The following is a 16,725-nucleotide window of genomic DNA, read 5'->3' as shown; positions in this document are numbered from 1 at the left end:
TGCGTTATCATAAAACATTTATGATCCGTATCTGCATGATCTCGTCTATATTTATCTGTGCCGCTGCACATAAGCCATCCCATACACCGCCTGTCCCAGTGCGATCCCTCCGTCATTCGGCGGGATCAGGCTGTGCTTCAGAACTTTAAACCCCATTTCCGTAAGGCCGTCATCTACCAGCTCCAGAAGCAGCCGGTTCTGAAAGACACCGCCACTTAATGCCACTTTCCGGATTCCGGTCTGCCGCTCTGCTTCCTCACAGGCTGCAAGGATCTCATCTGCCAGTGCCCGGTGAAATCCATAAGCCAGCTTCCCGGGATCCTCTCCTGCAAGCCTTGCCCGGACCAGATATGCAACGATCTCACCTGTATTTAAAATAAATTTTCGTTCATCTTCAGACGCTTCTGAGATGCCTGTGCCTTCCGGAATGTCTTCCTTTTCTGACATCCGTATCTTCAGATTTTCTTCCGGATTTTTCTTCTGCATCTCCCGCTGCTTTCTCCAGGCCTCCGCCGCAAATTCCAGTGCTGTGGACGCTTCTCCCTCAAAGGTGGACGCTCTCCGGATCCCCAGGATCGCACTAACTCCGTCAAAAAGTCTTCCTGCACTGGTGGAAGTCACGGCATTGATCTTCCGCTGTGCCATAGTCACCAGTACCTTTGCTTCCTGGTCTGTGCAAAGTCCCAGTTTACGGACAGTGTTCAGGGTTCTTTCCAGATCTCCCGTATTCTGCCAGATCAGGGAAACGGCGATCCGCCAGCCTTCTTTTGCAGAAATATCTCCGCCAACCTGGACAAAGGGTTCTATACTTCCAAACCTTGTAAATCCCTGACCATCTGCGGTCAGGATCTCTCCGCCCCAGATGGTTCCATCGGTTCCATAGCCTGTTCCGTCAAAGGAAACCCCTATCACCTTTTCTTTGCAGTCATTTTCTGCCATGCAGGATAAAATGTGTGCATAATGATGCTGCACCCTCAGAACAGGAAGCCCAAGCTCCTCTGCCACTACTGTGGAATTATATTTAGGGTGAAGATCACAGACCACTATCTCCGGCTGCACCTCCAGAAGTGTTTCCAGCCGCCCAATCGTCTCCTTCAGGGCTTTTACCGTTCGAAGATCCTCAAGATCTCCCACATAAGGGGAGGGATAAAAACGGTTATCCACACCAATGCAGAAGGTGTTCTTAAGTTCTCCACCTGCTGCGATCACCTGGCCCTTCCAGGGTGTGGAGACCATAAACGGCAGAGGTGCATACCCGCGGGAACGGCGGATCATATAGGGTTCACCCTTATAGAAATCCATCACCGAATCGTCGGCCCGGATACGTATCTTCCTGTTGTGGGAAAGGATGCAGTCACAGAGATGGGAAAGCTCCTCTGCCGCCTCCTCATCATCTCTGCAGATAGGCGCCCCGGAAGTATTTCCACTGGTCATTACCAGAAGCCCGGGCATCCGGATCCCATCATCATAATGAAAAAGAAGCAGCTGAACCGGTGCATAGGGAAGCATGACACCCACCTTGGGATTCCCGGGTGCAATGCTCTCACAAAGCCTCGTTTCTCCCGGCAGCTTATCCAATAGCAGGATCGGCTTCTGATGCCCGGTAAGGATCTTCTCCTGCTCCTCACTGACCTGACAGATCTCCTTCACAGCTTCCATATCCTGTGCCATCACTGCAAAAGGCTTCACCGGACGCCGTTTCCGCTGCCGCAGCCGCTGTACTGCCTCCTCACTGGTAGCATCACAGCAAAGGTGAAAACCACCGATCCCCTTGATGGCCACGATTCCGCCGGAAGCAATGATCTTCCTTGTATAAGTGATAGCCTCCCGGCCCCGTTCCTCTCTTCCCGCCAGGTATACCTCCGGGCCGCAGTCATTGCAGCACACCGGCTGGGCATCATAACGTCTGGTATCCGGGTTATGGTACTCATCTGCACAGGAGGGACACATGGGAAATTCCTTCATACTGGTCCGTTCACGGTCATAAGGAAGCGAATCCAGGATCGTCAGTCTGGGACCGCAGCAGGTACAGTTGATAAAGGGATGCAGATACCGCCTGTTTTCCGGATCAAACATCTCCGCCTTACATTCATCGCAGATCGCGATATCCGGGGAGACAAAGATCTCCCCCTTTGTCTTCTCACTTTCGATGATATCAAACTGTGTAAATTTCTCCGGCTCCTCCACCGGTTCTTCAAGAAGCTTCAGGATAGCGGAACGCTTCGGTGGCTTATTCCCGATATCTGCGATAAAGGCATCCACATCCTGCTGCTTACCCTGAGCAAAAATCTCCACATAGGGTCCTTTATTGGACACACTGCCACGGATTCCTCTTGCCATAGCATGACGACTCACCGTAGGGCGAAATCCCACTCCCTGTACGATCCCGTAAACACGGATCATTTTCGTAATTTCCCGCTCCATATGTTTCTCCATTCCCTGCAGCTTTTTCCACTGATCCGGCTGCAGCATGCATGTAACTTTATGTCCTTCCCTTATGGTCTACCTGCATTTTCCGGATACTGCAAAATGCACTGTATCCACAAACACTCCTGAAAAAGCCTTTGTCATCCGCTTCATACATGGATCTGCAAAGATCACGTCATATCCGCCCTTCTCTGCCAGTTCCATGTGATCTTCCTCATCCCTTAATGACACATCGCCCTCCTCCAGGAGATCTTTTTCCATGGAAAACCAGCTTGCCACGGTGATCTCTCCGTCCGCACCACGTTTCCGTAGCTCCTCTCTTATGGAACCGGCCATCACCTGCTGCTGCACGATGAGAATCTTTTTTCCTGTATAATCCATATCAGGAACCAGCTCTTCCGCCAGAGGATATCCCACCTCATAAGGTGTTCCGAAGGTTTTCTCCAGATATCTGGCACATTCCAGTGCCGCAGGAGAAACCACGATATTTTTTTCCGCAGAGGAGGCTTTTTTTACCTCATCAAGCCCGTCTCCCATTCCGTAGCAGACTGCTCTCTGTCCTCTGGCACGGAATTTTTCACGGATCTTGTCTGCTGCTTTCAGGTCACTGACATCCTGAGGTGTCATTCCGAGAACTCCTGTCTTACCAGCCTCCACAGGCAGCTTTTCCCGGGCAAAGGCTTTAAAAAGCTCCAGATAAGCCTTCCGCTCTCCCGCATCATAAAGCTCCATTCCGTTGGTATTTACTGCAAGCACCGGAAGATCTGTTTTCTTCTCGCACATCCGCCGCAGTGCCTGATGATCCGTTCCGATCACAGCAGGTACCGGTGTTCCGATAATGGCTGCAAAGCCTGCCTCCACCTTTTCTGCTGCATCCACAAGCTTGGCAACCAGGCGGTCATCCCGTCCCAGGATGGCATCCATATCCCGAAGTCCTGCGCTGAATACCGCACTTTTCTGTTCAAACCATCTTGGTTCATCAAAGCCGCAGACATTTCCCGCACATCCTCCTGCATCACAGATCACGATGATCCCACCAAGCTCATACAGCACTGACACGGCTCCGGACTGATCCGGTGCAAAGGGTGTCAGATATTTCCGAAGTCCTCTCATACCTTTTCTCCCTTCTGCAAAACTTTCTCTGTCAGTGTTTCAAACAGCCTGCGTACCCCCGCATAGCCATAGGGCTGCCGGTCCTGATTCCACACGGCATTTGGCTGATCCCGGTGATAATATCCTGCATCCTTTCCTATGGTAAGGTTCACTTCGCTCCCGGACGGATCGTAATACAGCATGGTGGGTTCCATATTGGAAAAAACCTTTGTATCCGGACTCAATTCCGCAAGATGCCGTATGTATACAAAATTCTCGGCTGTGATAGTTCCGTAGATCTCCGGCACCCGGAAACCATACCGCACCAGGGCCAGGGCCAGCTCAAAGGGATCTCCGTTCATGCACTCCCCTACAGCAAAAGACGCATCCGGACAGACCTCCCGGAATCGCTCCACTGCCTCTTCTGCTGCTTTTTTATACACTTCCTGATCAAAAGAGACTCCAAGAACCTGTCCCAAGGCACGATACTGATTTTCGATCTTATCTGTCTGGTAGAGCCTCCGAAGCTCAATAAAAGGAATCTTCAGCCGGTCATGAAAATCCTCCGCTGCAAACCTTGCTTCCGGATGAAGCACCAGATTAAAATTGGCCTGTGACATGGTCTGATATTCTTCATAATCCTTACATCTTGAGATCTCATGGATGGTCTTTACGCCTGCCTGCTGCAGCAGCTCATACATCTCGCAGTCATCAACCAGCGGCGAAAAAAATCCCAGAAGATTGACCACATTTCCCTTTTTCTTCTGTGGCTCAAGGAGGGAGTATAAGGACTGGCGCACATGGACCATAGGCGGCTTTCTGCCCTCACGTGTCAGTGCGTACATGTAACAGGGACGCACCGGAATATCCACCTTTTCCTCTGCCTTCCGGCAGACACGTTCCATATCCGTTCCCAGAAGTGCATCCACACAGGTGATACAGATCATCACCACAGACGGCTTCTTCTCACAGCAGTCGCAGATCTCTTTTACCGCTTTCGGGATCTTTTTCAGGTGACGGCCTGTAACAATATCCGTCTCGTCCATCATCAGATAAAAAAATCGATCATTGTACTCCGGCATGGAGCTGATAAGAGAAGTATTTCTTCCGCAGCATCCCGGTGCCACGATCAGCATAATGGAATCCGGCACTGCAAGCCCGGCCCGCTTTACGCCAAAGCCCTCCGCTCCCGGAGAGTTAAATGCCAGAGTTGCAGGAGAGCTGTAGATCAGATGCTTCCCGGAGATCATCTGCGGAGGGATCGCTTCCAGCCCACCCCGGGCCAGCTCTTCTGCAGTTGCAAAATATGCTTCCTTTTTCATATATCCTCCTTCTCCGTTTCTTCACTTTCCAGTAGCTTCCTCGCCAGTGCAAAAAATTTCTCACTGATCTCAGAATTCTCGTCTCCCTCGATCACTGTTTTGCCCTGATCCTCCCATCGGATGATCTCGTCACTTCTCGGGATCTCACCCACGATCGGGATATTGTTTTTTTCTGCAAAAGCATTTACTTTTTCCGTTTCATTCTCCACATTCCTGTGATTCAGCACGATCCCAAAGATCCTCGCATAGCTTCGATCCTCAAAATTCCGCACAGCGCTGGAAATATTATTGGCTGCATAGAGCGCCATTTTCTCTCCGGATGTAACAATGAGTACTTTTTCCGCATAGCCCTCTCGGATCGGTGCCGCAAAACCGCCGCATACCACATCCCCAAGAACATCGTAAAGCACTACATCCGGCTTCCAGGTCTCAAAAAGCTTCAGATCCTCCAGAAGCTGAAAGGTTGCGATGATACCTCTGCCTGCACAGCCAAGTCCCGGCGTGGGGCCGCCGGTCTCAATGCAGAGGACTCCACCAAAGCCCTCCTTTGAAATATCCTCCAGCTTTTCCGGCTCCTCATCCTCTTCCCGCATATAATTCATTACCGGCCGTAGAGGTTCTCCCCCAAGAAGATTGATGGTGGAATCCGCCTTGGGATCACAACCGATCTGGATCACTCTCTTCCCCATGGCTGCAAAAGCCGCCGCCAGGTTGGACGTCACTGTAGACTTTCCGATACCGCCCTTTCCGTATACTGCTACCTTCAGCATAAAATCCTCCCTAATTCATTCTGTCCGCTCCCGCAGGTATTTTTCATAAAAAAAGCTCTTTCACGCACAAGGTGAAAGAGTCCCGTATTCCGCTCACAAAACATAGTCAGGCGGATATTCGCGATCCGCATTTGCTGCTTGTTCATAACCGAATAACTGGCTTCGCAGTTGATTCGGTTAAGCTGTGCCGGATGAACAACGATTCCTGCTCGGATATTCCTTGCCGTCAAAGTCTGTTTCCTGCTGTATTTTGTTTTAATGCCTCATCCGGATAGAAAGAAAATCTTTCATTCCGTCTGAATTTTTCTGTTTTTATTATACAATGGTGTACATTAGTGAGTCAATTGCAACTCTGACTTTTTATACAAAAAAAGACCCCCAGGCGAAATATTTTTAAGCATTTCGCCGAGAAGTCTCTTCTCTGATCTGCCGGCTCAGAAGCCGCGGCAAAGTTATTCTTATGATAAAGCTTTACTGGATAGAAACTACGTGATATCCTCTGTCTTCCACTACCTTCTTAAGCTCTTCGTTGGAGATCTCTCTGTCATAGGAAACCACTGCCTCACCTTTTTTCAGGCTTACTTTTGCTGCCGCACCGTCAATGCGGTTGATCGCTCTTGTGACGCTGGCCACACAGTTCTCACAGTGCATGCCTGTGATCTTCATGGTTTTCTCACCCAGCTTGGTTCCATCCAGCTTCTTCTTCGGAATCTCCGGCTTGCTGCCGCCTCCGCAGCAGGCGCCTTCGCCCTTCAGATGTTTATATGCGCCTTTTCCGGCAAACAGCATAATGATGATAACAACGATGACAACAATTGCATTTGCCATGATTTCTTTCCCTCCTGGTTACTTATGCATTCCACTGCAGCCGGAGCAGCCGGAACAATGACCGGAGCAGCTGCCGCCACAGCCTCCTGTACGTGTGTTACCGGCACAGCCGACACAGCTGAGCCCCTGTTTCTTTCTTGAATAGAGATAACTGATCACAAATACGCCATATGCGATCACCAGTGCCAGTACAATAATATCCGCTATCATACTCATATCTGTCACCCTTTCTTTCGCTGTACAGCCTATGAACTGCTGCCAGCCTCTGATGAATACTTTTGTAAAAAAACTTCCATATTTCTTCAGGCTTATTATAGCACAGAAGACCAGGTATTTACATCCCCGGTCTCCTGCATTTCTTATCATTTCAGCTGTTCTTACAGCATCATTTCAAAGCTATCATATGTACCGGATCGTTACTGTATGACCGGTTTTCAATTACTCTGCTGCCTGTACAGATCTCTTTGTAACATCGTTCTGGTTCTTGTACGGATCTGGTCTGAACAGAAGGAAGAGCAGGATCGCTGCAAGAATCAGCGCTACGATCGTTCCAATTCCGAAGGAACCGGCACCTGTGACAACAAGACCGATCTGGTATACACAAAGTGTTACAACATAAGCAAAAATGTTCTGGAAGAGAATTGCAAACCAGAACCATTTTCTGGACTGCATCTCATGTGCCATTGTAGAAATAGCTGCAAGGCACGGAGAATCAAGCAGGTTGAACAGCAGGAAAGAAAATGCTGCTACTGCTGTCGGGAACCATGCTTTGATTGCTGCACCAACGATCATGGTATCCTCTGCATCATCACCAGCTACGTTTGCAAGAACACCCATTGTACTTACGATGGACTCTTTTGCGGAGAATCCGGAGATGGAGGCTGCAACCGGCTGCCATTTGCCAAATCCAAGAGGAGCAAAGATCGGAGCAAGGATACCGCCAAGGATAGCCATGATACTGTCGTTGCTGTCCTCAACAAATCCGATTCCGCTTCCTGTATTTCCGATACTGGAAAGGATCCACATGATAACGGTTGCAAGGAAAAGAATGGTACCGGCTTTGATGATGAAGCCTTTCAGTCTCTCCCAAACATGAAGCAGAACTGTCTTTACAGACGGAATGTGATACTGTGGAAGCTCCATTACGAACGGAGCAGGTTTACCGGAGAAAGGTTTTGTTTTCTTCAGGATGATCGCAGATACAAGAACTGCTACAACACCGATAAAGTACATCAGTGGTGTGATGAAACCAGCAGCTACGTAGTCACCGGTTACATAAGCTGTCATGATACCACCCATAAGAGCGATAACAGGAAGCTTGGCACCACATGGAATAAATGTTGCTGTCATGATCGTCAGACGACGGTCATTATCTGCCTCGATCGTTTTGGAAGCCATGATTCCAGGGATTCCACAGCCGGAGGAGATAAGAAGCGGGATAAAGCTCTTTCCGGAAAGTCCGAAATGACGGAATACACGGTCCATGACGAATGCGATACGAACCATGTAACCGCAATCCTCAAGGATGGAAAGGAACAGGAACAGGATTGCCATCTGCGGAACGAATCCAAGCACTGCACCAAGACCACCGATGATACCATCTGATACAAGGCTTACCAGCCAGTCCGCAACGCCGGCATTGCCGAGTCCATCCGATACAACACCCTGGATGGTTCCCACAAAGCTGTCGTTTGTCCAGTCTGTTACCATGGTACCAACTGTTGTTACCGATACATAATAAACGATGAACATGGTAAGGATAAAGATCGGAAGACCGAGAACACGGTTTGTTACGATACGGTCGATCTTATCGGAAACTGTCATCTTATTTCCGCTTCTCTTAACGTTTGCAGAAACAACCTTCTGGATGTACTGATATCTTCCATCCGTTACGATACTCTCTGTATCATCATCCTCTGCCTTCTCAAGGCCAGAAGCAATCTCCTCGATCCTGGACTGTGCAGAAGCCGGAAGGTTCAGACCTTCTTTTACCTTGCTGTCTCTCTCAAGAAGCTTTACTGCATACCATCTCTTGTTCTCCTCAGCGATGTTTGCAGGAACAAATCCCTCGATCTCATTTACAGCTTTTTCTACTGCTTTCGGAAATTCCATCTGCTTAGATGGTACTCTGTGCTGGTTCGCACATTTGATTGCCTCATCAACAACCTCTTTAAGGCCTGTTCCTTTAAGAGCAGAGGTCTCAACGATCGGGCATCCAAGCGCGGAGCTTAAGCCTTTTACATTGATATGGATGTTGTTCTTTTTCAGAAGATCCACCATATTAAGAGCGATAACAACCGGGATACCGATTTCAAGAAGCTGAGTTGCAAGATACAGGTTTCTCTCGATGTTTGTTGCATCCACAAGATCGATGATCACATCCGGTTTCTCTTTCAGAAGGTAATCACGGCTGACAACCTCCTCAAGTGTATACGGGGAAAGTGAATAGATACCCGGAAGGTCTGTTACCGTTACATCCTTCTGGTTTTTCAGCTTGCCCTCTTTTTTCTCTACAGTAACACCTGGCCAGTTACCAACGTACTGGTTTGCGCCTGTAAGAGCATTGAACATTGTAGTCTTACCACAGTTCGGGTTTCCGGCAAGAGCTATTGTTACAGACATTTTGCATCCTCCTTTTTTCAGGTCAGAGCCTGACGCTCTGTCATTTTTCGAAGCTTATTTACTTTACTTCCACACATGCTGCGTCATGCTTACGCAGGGAAAGCTCATAACCTCTGATGGTGATCTCAACCGGATCTCCAAGAGGAGCTACCTTTCGGATATAAACCTCGCTGCCTTTTGTGATTCCCATATCCATGATACGACGCTTGTAAGCCGGGTCGCCGGTGATCTTGGAAACAACTACTGTAGAACCTACTGCTGCATCACGTAAAGTCATTTCTCTTTTCCTCCCTGTTCATATTCCAATTCCTAATCTATCCTCAACTGCGCCTTCCGCAGTTTGGGGCAAATTCACTACCGGTCACTGCCTCGCAGTCCGGTCACACCATAATGTGTCTGGCCATTTCCTTATTGACTGCTACTCTGGAATCCTTGACATTTACGATCAGATTGCCGTCAAACTGAGAAATAACTGTCACTTCCGCATTCTCAACAAAACCAAGGCCTGCAAGAAATCTTCTTGTATCCTCCGCTCCGGAAATACGCTTGATCGTGCCAGTATCACCTGACTGTAAAAATAAAATCGGCTGCATGGAATCCCTCCGTTTCTTTCTATTAATTAACTCAGTCTAATTAGTCAGCCCTAACTCATAGGTTAGTTTATACTAAGTTTTTTCGAATGTCAATCCCCTAAATGAAAAAAGTTAATCAAGATTAAGTTTTTATAAACAAAATATAAAAAAAGTTCCTGCATTCTGAGGTATTTCTGTCTGGCAGAAGGTTACCTCAGAATGCAGGAACTCTGTTCTGATTCTTTTTCTGTTTGCAGCCTGTTAAGCTAAAAACCCCTTCCGGAACTTTTTCTTTCTTCCGTGCTGCTCATATTTTTATCTCTTAGTGGATCTGATCATTCAAAAGCTTCAGGATCAGATTCTCCGTTTCATTGATTCCGTAGCTTGCACTGTTGATACAAAGATCGTAGTTATCCGGCTTGCCCCACTGAGCTCCGCCGTAAAAATTGTAATACCGTCTGTGCTGGCTGTCCATCTTCTTCAGGAAACGGACTGCCTGCTTCATATTCATCTTCCTTACATCCATAACATGCTGCACACGGATAGCAAAAGGAGCTGTGATAAACAGACTGATATGCGGAATGTGATTGTTCTTGAGGATCGCATCCGCACACCTTCCCATAATGATGCAGTCCTCTTTTGAGGCCAGATCGCAGATCAGGTCACTCATGTTAAAGAATACCGCATCCTGTTTCGGAAGACCATGGTAACGGTTGAATTCCCGGAACCAGCCCTTGGGATCAAATTTATGCTTCTTCTCATATTTATTGAAATCCGCAAAATATTCCGCATCGTTGACCGCGCCCTTTTCCGCCTCAAGACGCCTTAATACCTGATCAAAGATCTCCACATCATAATAGTTGATCCGAAGCTTGTCTGCCAGTCCGAAACCGATATCATTACCGGCACTTCCCTGTGTACGGCTGATGCAGATGACCAGATGGTCATTCTCAGAGATTTTTTCCCTCCGCTTGATCATATGATTCAGTGCCACACGTTCCTTATCCATGATATCCGTAGCAACAAAAGTCTCTGGCAGCGTCAGGATCTCCTGAAAGATCTCATCATATTTCTTCATGAGACGGCTTTTTTCTTCTTTATCCTTGATGGTCCTGGCCATGTTGCTGATCAGTGCCATCTCGCTTCGAAGAAGATGTCCGTCCGGTTTGGTATACATCAGAGCACTTAAGTTCCGGATAGTGCCTTCTCTGTCACCGGTGAAGGTACGTCCAAGGGAAGATCCTACGCTTTCATAAACCTCGCCATCCAGTTCATAAAGCCTGGTGGCAAGTTCTCTGCATTTCTCTCGAATGTTATTATCCTGCATATTGATCCTCCTCCCTTATAAAAAGAATACCAGCATATCGATGATGAACACCGGTACCAGGAAACAAATGGACCATGCCATATATCCGAAGAAGGACGGCATGTTGATACCATTTTCGTCAGAAAGTGTCTTGACCATAAAGTTCGGAGCATTGCCGATATATGTATTGGCGCCCATAAATACAGCACCGCAGGAAATCGCAGAAAGCAGCTTTACAGGAACCGTTCCCAGCGTTGTTGCGATTCCGTTTGTAAATCCAAGAGTTCCTGCTGTTGTCAGAAATACCAGATAGGTCGGCGTATTATCCAGGAAGCTGGACAAAGCTCCGGTCGCCCAGAACATCTGGTATGGCTCGGTGATACCGAGATTCGGTCCTACTGCTTTCAGAAGCATCAGGGCCGGCTGCATGGTAATAAAAATACCGATGAAAAGTACTGCAACCTCCTTGATCGCACCCCAGGTAAAATGGTTCCGCACACGGATCCTTTTATCCGTTGTTTTAAAGGACAGAAATGCAGCTGCCAGGATCAGGACGATCTCAATGATCGACGGGAAGCTTAAAGTAACCTCACCGAAAATATGAATCCCCTTTACATTTCCGGCTGCATCCTGGAATACAGGCATACCTGGAAGCATTCCGCTTAAGATAACACCCACAACGATCATCACAAGGAAGATGATATTATGAAGACCCTCGATCTTAAACTCGGTACCCGGTTTGCTGATATCCGGTTTACGTCCCTCTGCGATATCCTTCTTGTAAGAGCGCATATCCAGATGATAGAACACAAACAGAAGAATCACCATATTAAAGATCAGTACCGGAAAAAGATGCAGGCTCCAGAAGAACGGAACTCCTCGCATGAAGCCCATCAGAAGCGGCGGATCACCGATCGGTGTCAGGCAGCCACCCATGTTGGATACCATAAAGATGAAAAAGATCATGATATGACCCTTTCTCTTTCTCCAGGAATTCATTTTGATCACCGGACGGACCATCAGCATGCTGGCTCCGGTAGTTCCGATACAGCTGGAAAGCAGGGTCCCCAGTGCAAGAAGTCCTACATTTACTCTTGGTGAACCCGCAAAATCACCCTCAACTGTAATGTTACCGGATACACAGAACAGTCCGAATAACAGGATGATAAATGTAAGATAGTCATTGATCACGCACTCAAGTACTGTTTCCGCAGTTTTTCCGGCACCGTAAACAACTGCAAACGGAAGGATCATAAGAATGATCCAGAATGCAACCACAACGGGCTGATGTGACTCCCACCACTCACCCTTTACCAGCGGCATCACTGCAACACACAGAAGAAGGCCCGCAAAAGGGATACAAAGCCACAACGGCACACCAGATCCTGTCCCACCGTTTCCGGCTGCCCATACACCCACAGGACATGCCAGAAATACTGTCAGAAAAGTACACATGACGGTTAATAATTTTTTCAAAATTCTCACCCCTCACATAAATTTTTTTACCAGTGAAATTATAACATATGGCGTTCTAAAATCAACTGTGTAGATGTGCAATTTATACTCGAACCCGCTCTCTTTTTTGTGCATTTTGTCGGTGTATCATAGCAGTTTTTGTTTGTTTTCAAACACACGACCAGATTTTCGGATACTGTTTTCTATATCTGTTATATAATTTATATACATTTTCTCTCTGACAAAAAAGCAGCCGTATTCTCCATCGGCACACTACCCTTTCCGGAAAATACTGCTGCTTTTGTATCTGTTATTTTTTTATTATTCCATACACTCGTCAAGGATCTCTGCCATCTTGTCGATATCCTCTTTTGTGATCACAAGAGGAGGAACAAGGCGGAGAACATCACTTCCTGCTGAGATCACCAGAAGGCCATTTGCAAGAGCTTTTTTCACCACGTCTCCTACCGGACGCCCCTTGATCACGATACCCTGCATGAAACCTTTGCCTCTTCTTGTTTCTGCACAGTCATGCTTTGCAACCAGTTCGTCCAGCTTCTCCTCAAAATACGGAGTAAGTCCCTGCACATGGGAAAGGATCTGATCTTTTTCAAAAATGTCAAATACCTTGCTGACTGCTGCACATACGAAGGGATTTCCACCGTAAGTGGTTCCGTGGTCGCCTGGCTTCAGGGAGGCTGCAGCTGCTTTTTTGTTCAGCACAAAAGCACCTACCGGAACACCACAGCCAAGTGCTTTGGCACAGGTCATGATATCCGGCTGTACTCCATATGCCTGCCATGCAAAATAATGTCCGGTACGTCCCATACCGCACTGGATCTCGTCCAGGATCAGGATGATATCCTTCTCATCACAAAGCTTACGTAAGCCTTCCAGGAACTCTTTTGTAGCCGGATAAATACCTCCTTCTCCCTGTACGGTCTCGGTGATGATGGCACAGGTCTTATCTGTGATCTGAGCCTTTACACTCTCAAGATCATTGAAATCCGCAAATTTCACCCCACCCATCAGAGGCTCAAAGGGCTCTCTGTAATGTGCATTGCCTGTCACGGAAAGAGCGCCGATGCTGCGGCCGTGGAAGGAATGGTTCATGGCAATGATCTCATGGTCTGCATGGCCATCTCTTTCGTAGGCATATTTCTTGGCAGCCTTCAGAGCACCCTCAATGGCCTCTGTACCACTGTTTGTGAAGAAAGCCTTTTCCATATGGCTTGCCTGTACAAGTTTGGCACCTGCCTCAATGATCGGCTCATTGTAGTACAGGTTGGAAATATGCATCAGCTTGTCGATCTGGGATTTCAGTGCTTCGTCATAGCCCGGATAATGATAGCCCAGGGCATTTACTGCGATACCTGCCGCAAAATCCAGATATTCCTTTCCTTCGGAATCATAGAGGTAACAGCCATCGCCTTTTTCAAAAACTACCGGAAAACGGTTATATGTATGAAGAATACTGGCTTCAGATTCTTCCATCTGTTCATTCATGCTCATTGTAATATTTCTCCCCATCATCTTTTAAAATTGCAGTACCAATACCTTTGTTTGTAAAGATCTCAAGCAATAAGCTGTGCGGGATCCTTCCATCCAGGATATGGACTCTGTTTACACCATGCTCGATAGCGTCGATACAGTTTTTCAGCTTCGGGATCATACCGCCGCCCACAGTACCATCTGAGATCAGATTCTCAGCCTCATCTACACGAAGCTCGGAGATCAGAGTGGAGGGATCATCTGCATCCCTGTAAACGCCCTCAATATCGGACAGGAAGGCAAGCTTCTCTGCCTCAACTGCCTCTGCAATGGCGCAGGCTGCATCGTCCGCATTGATATTGTAGGAATCAAAATTTTCATCAAAGCCGATCGGGAATACGATCGGAAGGAAATCTCTTTCCAGAAGGTCCTGGAGGATCTTCGGATTAACCTTTGTAACCTCACCTACGTAGCCGATGTCTTCGCCTTTGGAAAGCTTCTTTTTGCACTGGAGAAGACCGCCGTCCTTACCGCTGACACCTACAGCCTGTACGCCGAGAGATTCTACCAGAGTAACAAGCTCTTTGTTTACTTTTGCAAGAACCATCTCTGCGATCTCCATAGTGTCTTTGTCCGTTACACGGAGACCGTTTACAAAATGCGGCTCCATGCCGACTTTACCGACCCAGCGGCTGATTTCCTTGCCGCCGCCGTGAACAATGATCGGTTTGAAACCGACTAATTTCAGAAGGACTGCGTCCTTGATGACGTTACGCTTTAATTCTTCATCAAGCATGGCGCTTCCGCCGTATTTGATGACTACGATCTTGCGGTTGAACCGCTGGATGTATGGCAGGGCTTCTATGAGAACCTCTGCTTTGTCAAGATATTTCTGATTTACCATGTGGGTGTCTCCTTTTTTTGAAAAATGATATGGATTGAAAAAGGTTTTGTTGTTGTATGTTGGAGGGATTTCTTTTTTATTATAATTTTGTCTCAGCTAACAGCTGTGGGATTTGCGAGGAGGGGAGGCACTCGGAGTTCCGAAGGCCGTTTCCCCTCCTCGCGCTCCTCCCCTCCGGCCACGGGAAACGGGCTGTTGCCCGCGTTGCGGGCAAAGCGCTTGCTGCGGACAGGCTGCTGTAGGCAACAGCCTCCGACGCGCTTTCGCCGAAGGCGAATAGCTCGTCAGTCTGCCTTCGGCGACTGACGTTTAACCCGACATAACTTCCGGGCTCCCGCTCTGAGGTTCCTCACGTTCGTCACTCAGTTTTCATCGACTGAAGTTCAACACGCCTCAACTTCCGGGCTCCCGCACTGCGGGTTCTCACGTTCGTCACTCAGTCTTCGTCGACTGAAGTTCTACATGCCACAGCCAAGCGTGCCCAACGGAGGGGGTTCTTAGGGGGAGCGTGCGGGCTTCGCAACTTTGAGCTCGCTCCCCCTAAGGGTTTTCTCAGCTTACAAACTGAAACAAAATCGCAACCAAAATCCAACACAAAAAACATTCTACAAAGCTCTTACATCAAGAACGATAATCCGCATTGATCTTTATGTAATCATAGGTGAGGTCGCATCCCCACGCAGTTGCGGATGCATCTCCCATCTTCATATCCGCGATGGCTGTCACTGCCTCTTCTGAGAGGATCTTAGTTGCTTCCTCTTCGCTGTAGCCTGTAGAAACTCCATTTTCAATGATCTTGATCTTTCCTGCTTTGCTCTCAAAGTAGAGATCTACCTTTTCCGGATCGAACTGGACGCCGGAGTAGCCGAGGGCGCAGAGGATTCTTCCCCAGTTTGCGTCGTGGCCGTAAATGGCTGCCTTTGTTAAGGAAGAGGTTACTACGGATTTACTTAAGGTTACGGCTTCTGCCTTGGTGGCTGCGCCGATGACCTTGACCTCGAAGAGTGCAGTTGCGCCTTCTCCGTCACCTGCGATCTTTTTGGCAAGGGTTGTGTTTACGTAATTAAGAGCTTTTTTGAACTCTTCATAATCTGCGTTTTTCTCTGTGATCTTCGGATTGCCGGCCTGTCCGTTTGCAAGGAGGAGGACGGTATCGTTTGTGGAGGTATCTCCGTCAACGGATACCATGTTGTAGGTGTCCTTGATATCCTCGCTGAGTGCTTCCTGAAGAAGCTCCTTGGAGATATCCACATCACTGGTGATAAATCCAAGCATCGTGCACATATTGGGGTGGATCATTCCGGAGCCCTTGCACATACCGCCTACCGTTACGGTTTTTCCACCGATCTCGATTTCTACCGCTGCCTCTTTCTTCTCGGTATCTGTTGTCATGATGGCTTTTGCTGCCTCAAGGCCTGCCTCGCGGCTTCCCGCAAGCTTCGGTGCCATGGCTTTTACTCCGTTTGCGATACGGTCGATCGGAAGCTGCATTCCAATGACACCTGTGGATGCTACCAGTACGCTGTCTTCCGGGATCCCAAGGCTTTCGGATGCTGCCTTAGCTGTTTCCCTGCAATAGCCGAATCCTTCCTCACCGGTACATGCGTTGGCGATTCCGCTGTTGCAGATCACAGCTCTTGCACCCGGGTGATTATATACAATGTCCTGATCCCATCTTACAGGAGCTGCTTTTACCACATTGGTCGTGAAGGTTCCTGCAGCCACACAGGGAACCTCACTGAATACCATGGCCATATCGGTACGGCCTTTATATTTGATCTCTGCTGCAGTTGACGCTGCCTTAAAACCTTTTGCGGCTGTAACGCCGCCGTCGATGATCTTCATATTATATATCTCCTCTCAATGGTGATGCCAGATCGAATATCGCCGTTCATTCGTTTAAAGTCCTTCGGCATCTCCCATATTTTATTTGTGA

14 protein-coding genes are annotated in these 16,725 nt (G+C 48.1%); all 14 read right to left on the bottom strand.

Features of this window, described 5'->3' with window-relative positions; translation table 11 throughout:
• Nucleotides 1–51: 51 nt before the first annotated feature.
• The 14 genes from hypF to argJ all read right to left on the bottom strand — a co-directional run bounded on the left by hypF (nucleotide 52) and on the right by argJ (nucleotide 16,634).
• Entirely contained in the window at nucleotides 52–2,424 is a 2,373-nt protein-coding gene (gene hypF / locus DMI82_RS11300; protein WP_110103342.1) for a carbamoyltransferase HypF, read from the bottom strand.
• A gap of 78 nt (nucleotides 2,425–2,502) precedes the next feature.
• Nucleotides 2,503–3,540, bottom strand: a complete 1,038-nt coding sequence (locus tag DMI82_RS11295; protein WP_110103325.1) for a nitrogenase component 1 — start codon at nucleotides 3,538–3,540, stop codon at nucleotides 2,503–2,505.
• Entirely contained in the window at nucleotides 3,537–4,841 is a 1,305-nt protein-coding gene (locus DMI82_RS11290; RefSeq protein ID WP_110103324.1) for a nitrogenase component 1, read from the bottom strand. The genes DMI82_RS11295 and DMI82_RS11290 overlap by 4 nt, the downstream gene beginning before the upstream one ends.
• Nucleotides 4,838–5,611 carry a nucleotide-binding protein gene (locus tag DMI82_RS11285; RefSeq protein WP_021651581.1) on the bottom strand — a complete coding sequence of 258 codons (774 nt, stop codon included), beginning with the start codon at nucleotides 5,609–5,611 and terminating at the stop codon, nucleotides 4,838–4,840. Before DMI82_RS11285 ends, DMI82_RS11290 begins: the two co-directional genes overlap by 4 nt.
• Nucleotides 5,612–6,082: 471 nt before the next feature.
• Nucleotides 6,083–6,439 (bottom strand): heavy-metal-associated domain-containing protein, encoded by a 357-nt coding sequence (locus DMI82_RS11275; protein ID WP_021651583.1) that lies wholly within the window; start codon nucleotides 6,437–6,439, stop codon nucleotides 6,083–6,085.
• 18 nt (nucleotides 6,440–6,457) lie between these two features.
• Entirely contained in the window at nucleotides 6,458–6,805 is a 348-nt protein-coding gene (locus DMI82_RS20305) for a FeoB-associated Cys-rich membrane protein (RefSeq protein WP_242981830.1), read from the bottom strand.
• 72 nt (nucleotides 6,806–6,877) lie between these two features.
• Nucleotides 6,878–9,061, bottom strand: a complete 2,184-nt coding sequence (feoB, locus tag DMI82_RS11265; RefSeq protein WP_110103322.1) for a ferrous iron transport protein B — start codon at nucleotides 9,059–9,061, stop codon at nucleotides 6,878–6,880.
• 58 nt (nucleotides 9,062–9,119) lie between these two features.
• Nucleotides 9,120–9,338: a FeoA family protein gene (locus DMI82_RS11260; RefSeq protein ID WP_015525998.1), complete on the bottom strand. Its 219-nt coding sequence runs from the start codon at nucleotides 9,336–9,338 to the stop codon at nucleotides 9,120–9,122.
• A gap of 103 nt (nucleotides 9,339–9,441) precedes the next feature.
• Nucleotides 9,442–9,654, bottom strand: a complete 213-nt coding sequence (locus tag DMI82_RS11255) for a FeoA family protein (protein WP_015525999.1) — start codon at nucleotides 9,652–9,654, stop codon at nucleotides 9,442–9,444.
• Between the two features lie 301 nt (nucleotides 9,655–9,955).
• Complete coding sequence (locus DMI82_RS11250; protein WP_022426396.1) at nucleotides 9,956–10,960, bottom strand: cytidylate kinase-like family protein; 1,005 nt, start codon at nucleotides 10,958–10,960, stop codon at nucleotides 9,956–9,958.
• A 15-nt stretch (nucleotides 10,961–10,975) separates the two neighbouring features.
• Nucleotides 10,976–12,415 (bottom strand): sodium:proton antiporter, encoded by a 1,440-nt coding sequence (locus tag DMI82_RS11245; protein ID WP_110103321.1) that lies wholly within the window; start codon nucleotides 12,413–12,415, stop codon nucleotides 10,976–10,978.
• A 300-nt stretch (nucleotides 12,416–12,715) separates the two neighbouring features.
• Nucleotides 12,716–13,906 (bottom strand): aspartate aminotransferase family protein, encoded by a 1,191-nt coding sequence (locus tag DMI82_RS11240; protein ID WP_110103320.1) that lies wholly within the window; start codon nucleotides 13,904–13,906, stop codon nucleotides 12,716–12,718.
• Nucleotides 13,893–14,789 carry an acetylglutamate kinase gene (gene argB, locus DMI82_RS11235; protein ID WP_110103319.1) on the bottom strand — a complete coding sequence of 299 codons (897 nt, stop codon included), beginning with the start codon at nucleotides 14,787–14,789 and terminating at the stop codon, nucleotides 13,893–13,895. Before argB ends, DMI82_RS11240 begins: the two co-directional genes overlap by 14 nt.
• Nucleotides 14,790–15,410: 621 nt before the next feature.
• Nucleotides 15,411–16,634: a bifunctional glutamate N-acetyltransferase/amino-acid acetyltransferase ArgJ gene (gene argJ / locus DMI82_RS11230; RefSeq protein ID WP_022426392.1), complete on the bottom strand. Its 1,224-nt coding sequence runs from the start codon at nucleotides 16,632–16,634 to the stop codon at nucleotides 15,411–15,413.
• Nucleotides 16,635–16,725: the final 91 nt, after the last annotated feature.

The organism is Blautia sp. BCRC 81119 (assembly GCF_003184505.1).
GTDB lineage: Bacteria > Bacillota > Clostridia > Lachnospirales > Lachnospiraceae > Blautia_A > Blautia_A fusiformis.
This window is presented reverse-complemented; position numbering and strand designations above follow the sequence as displayed.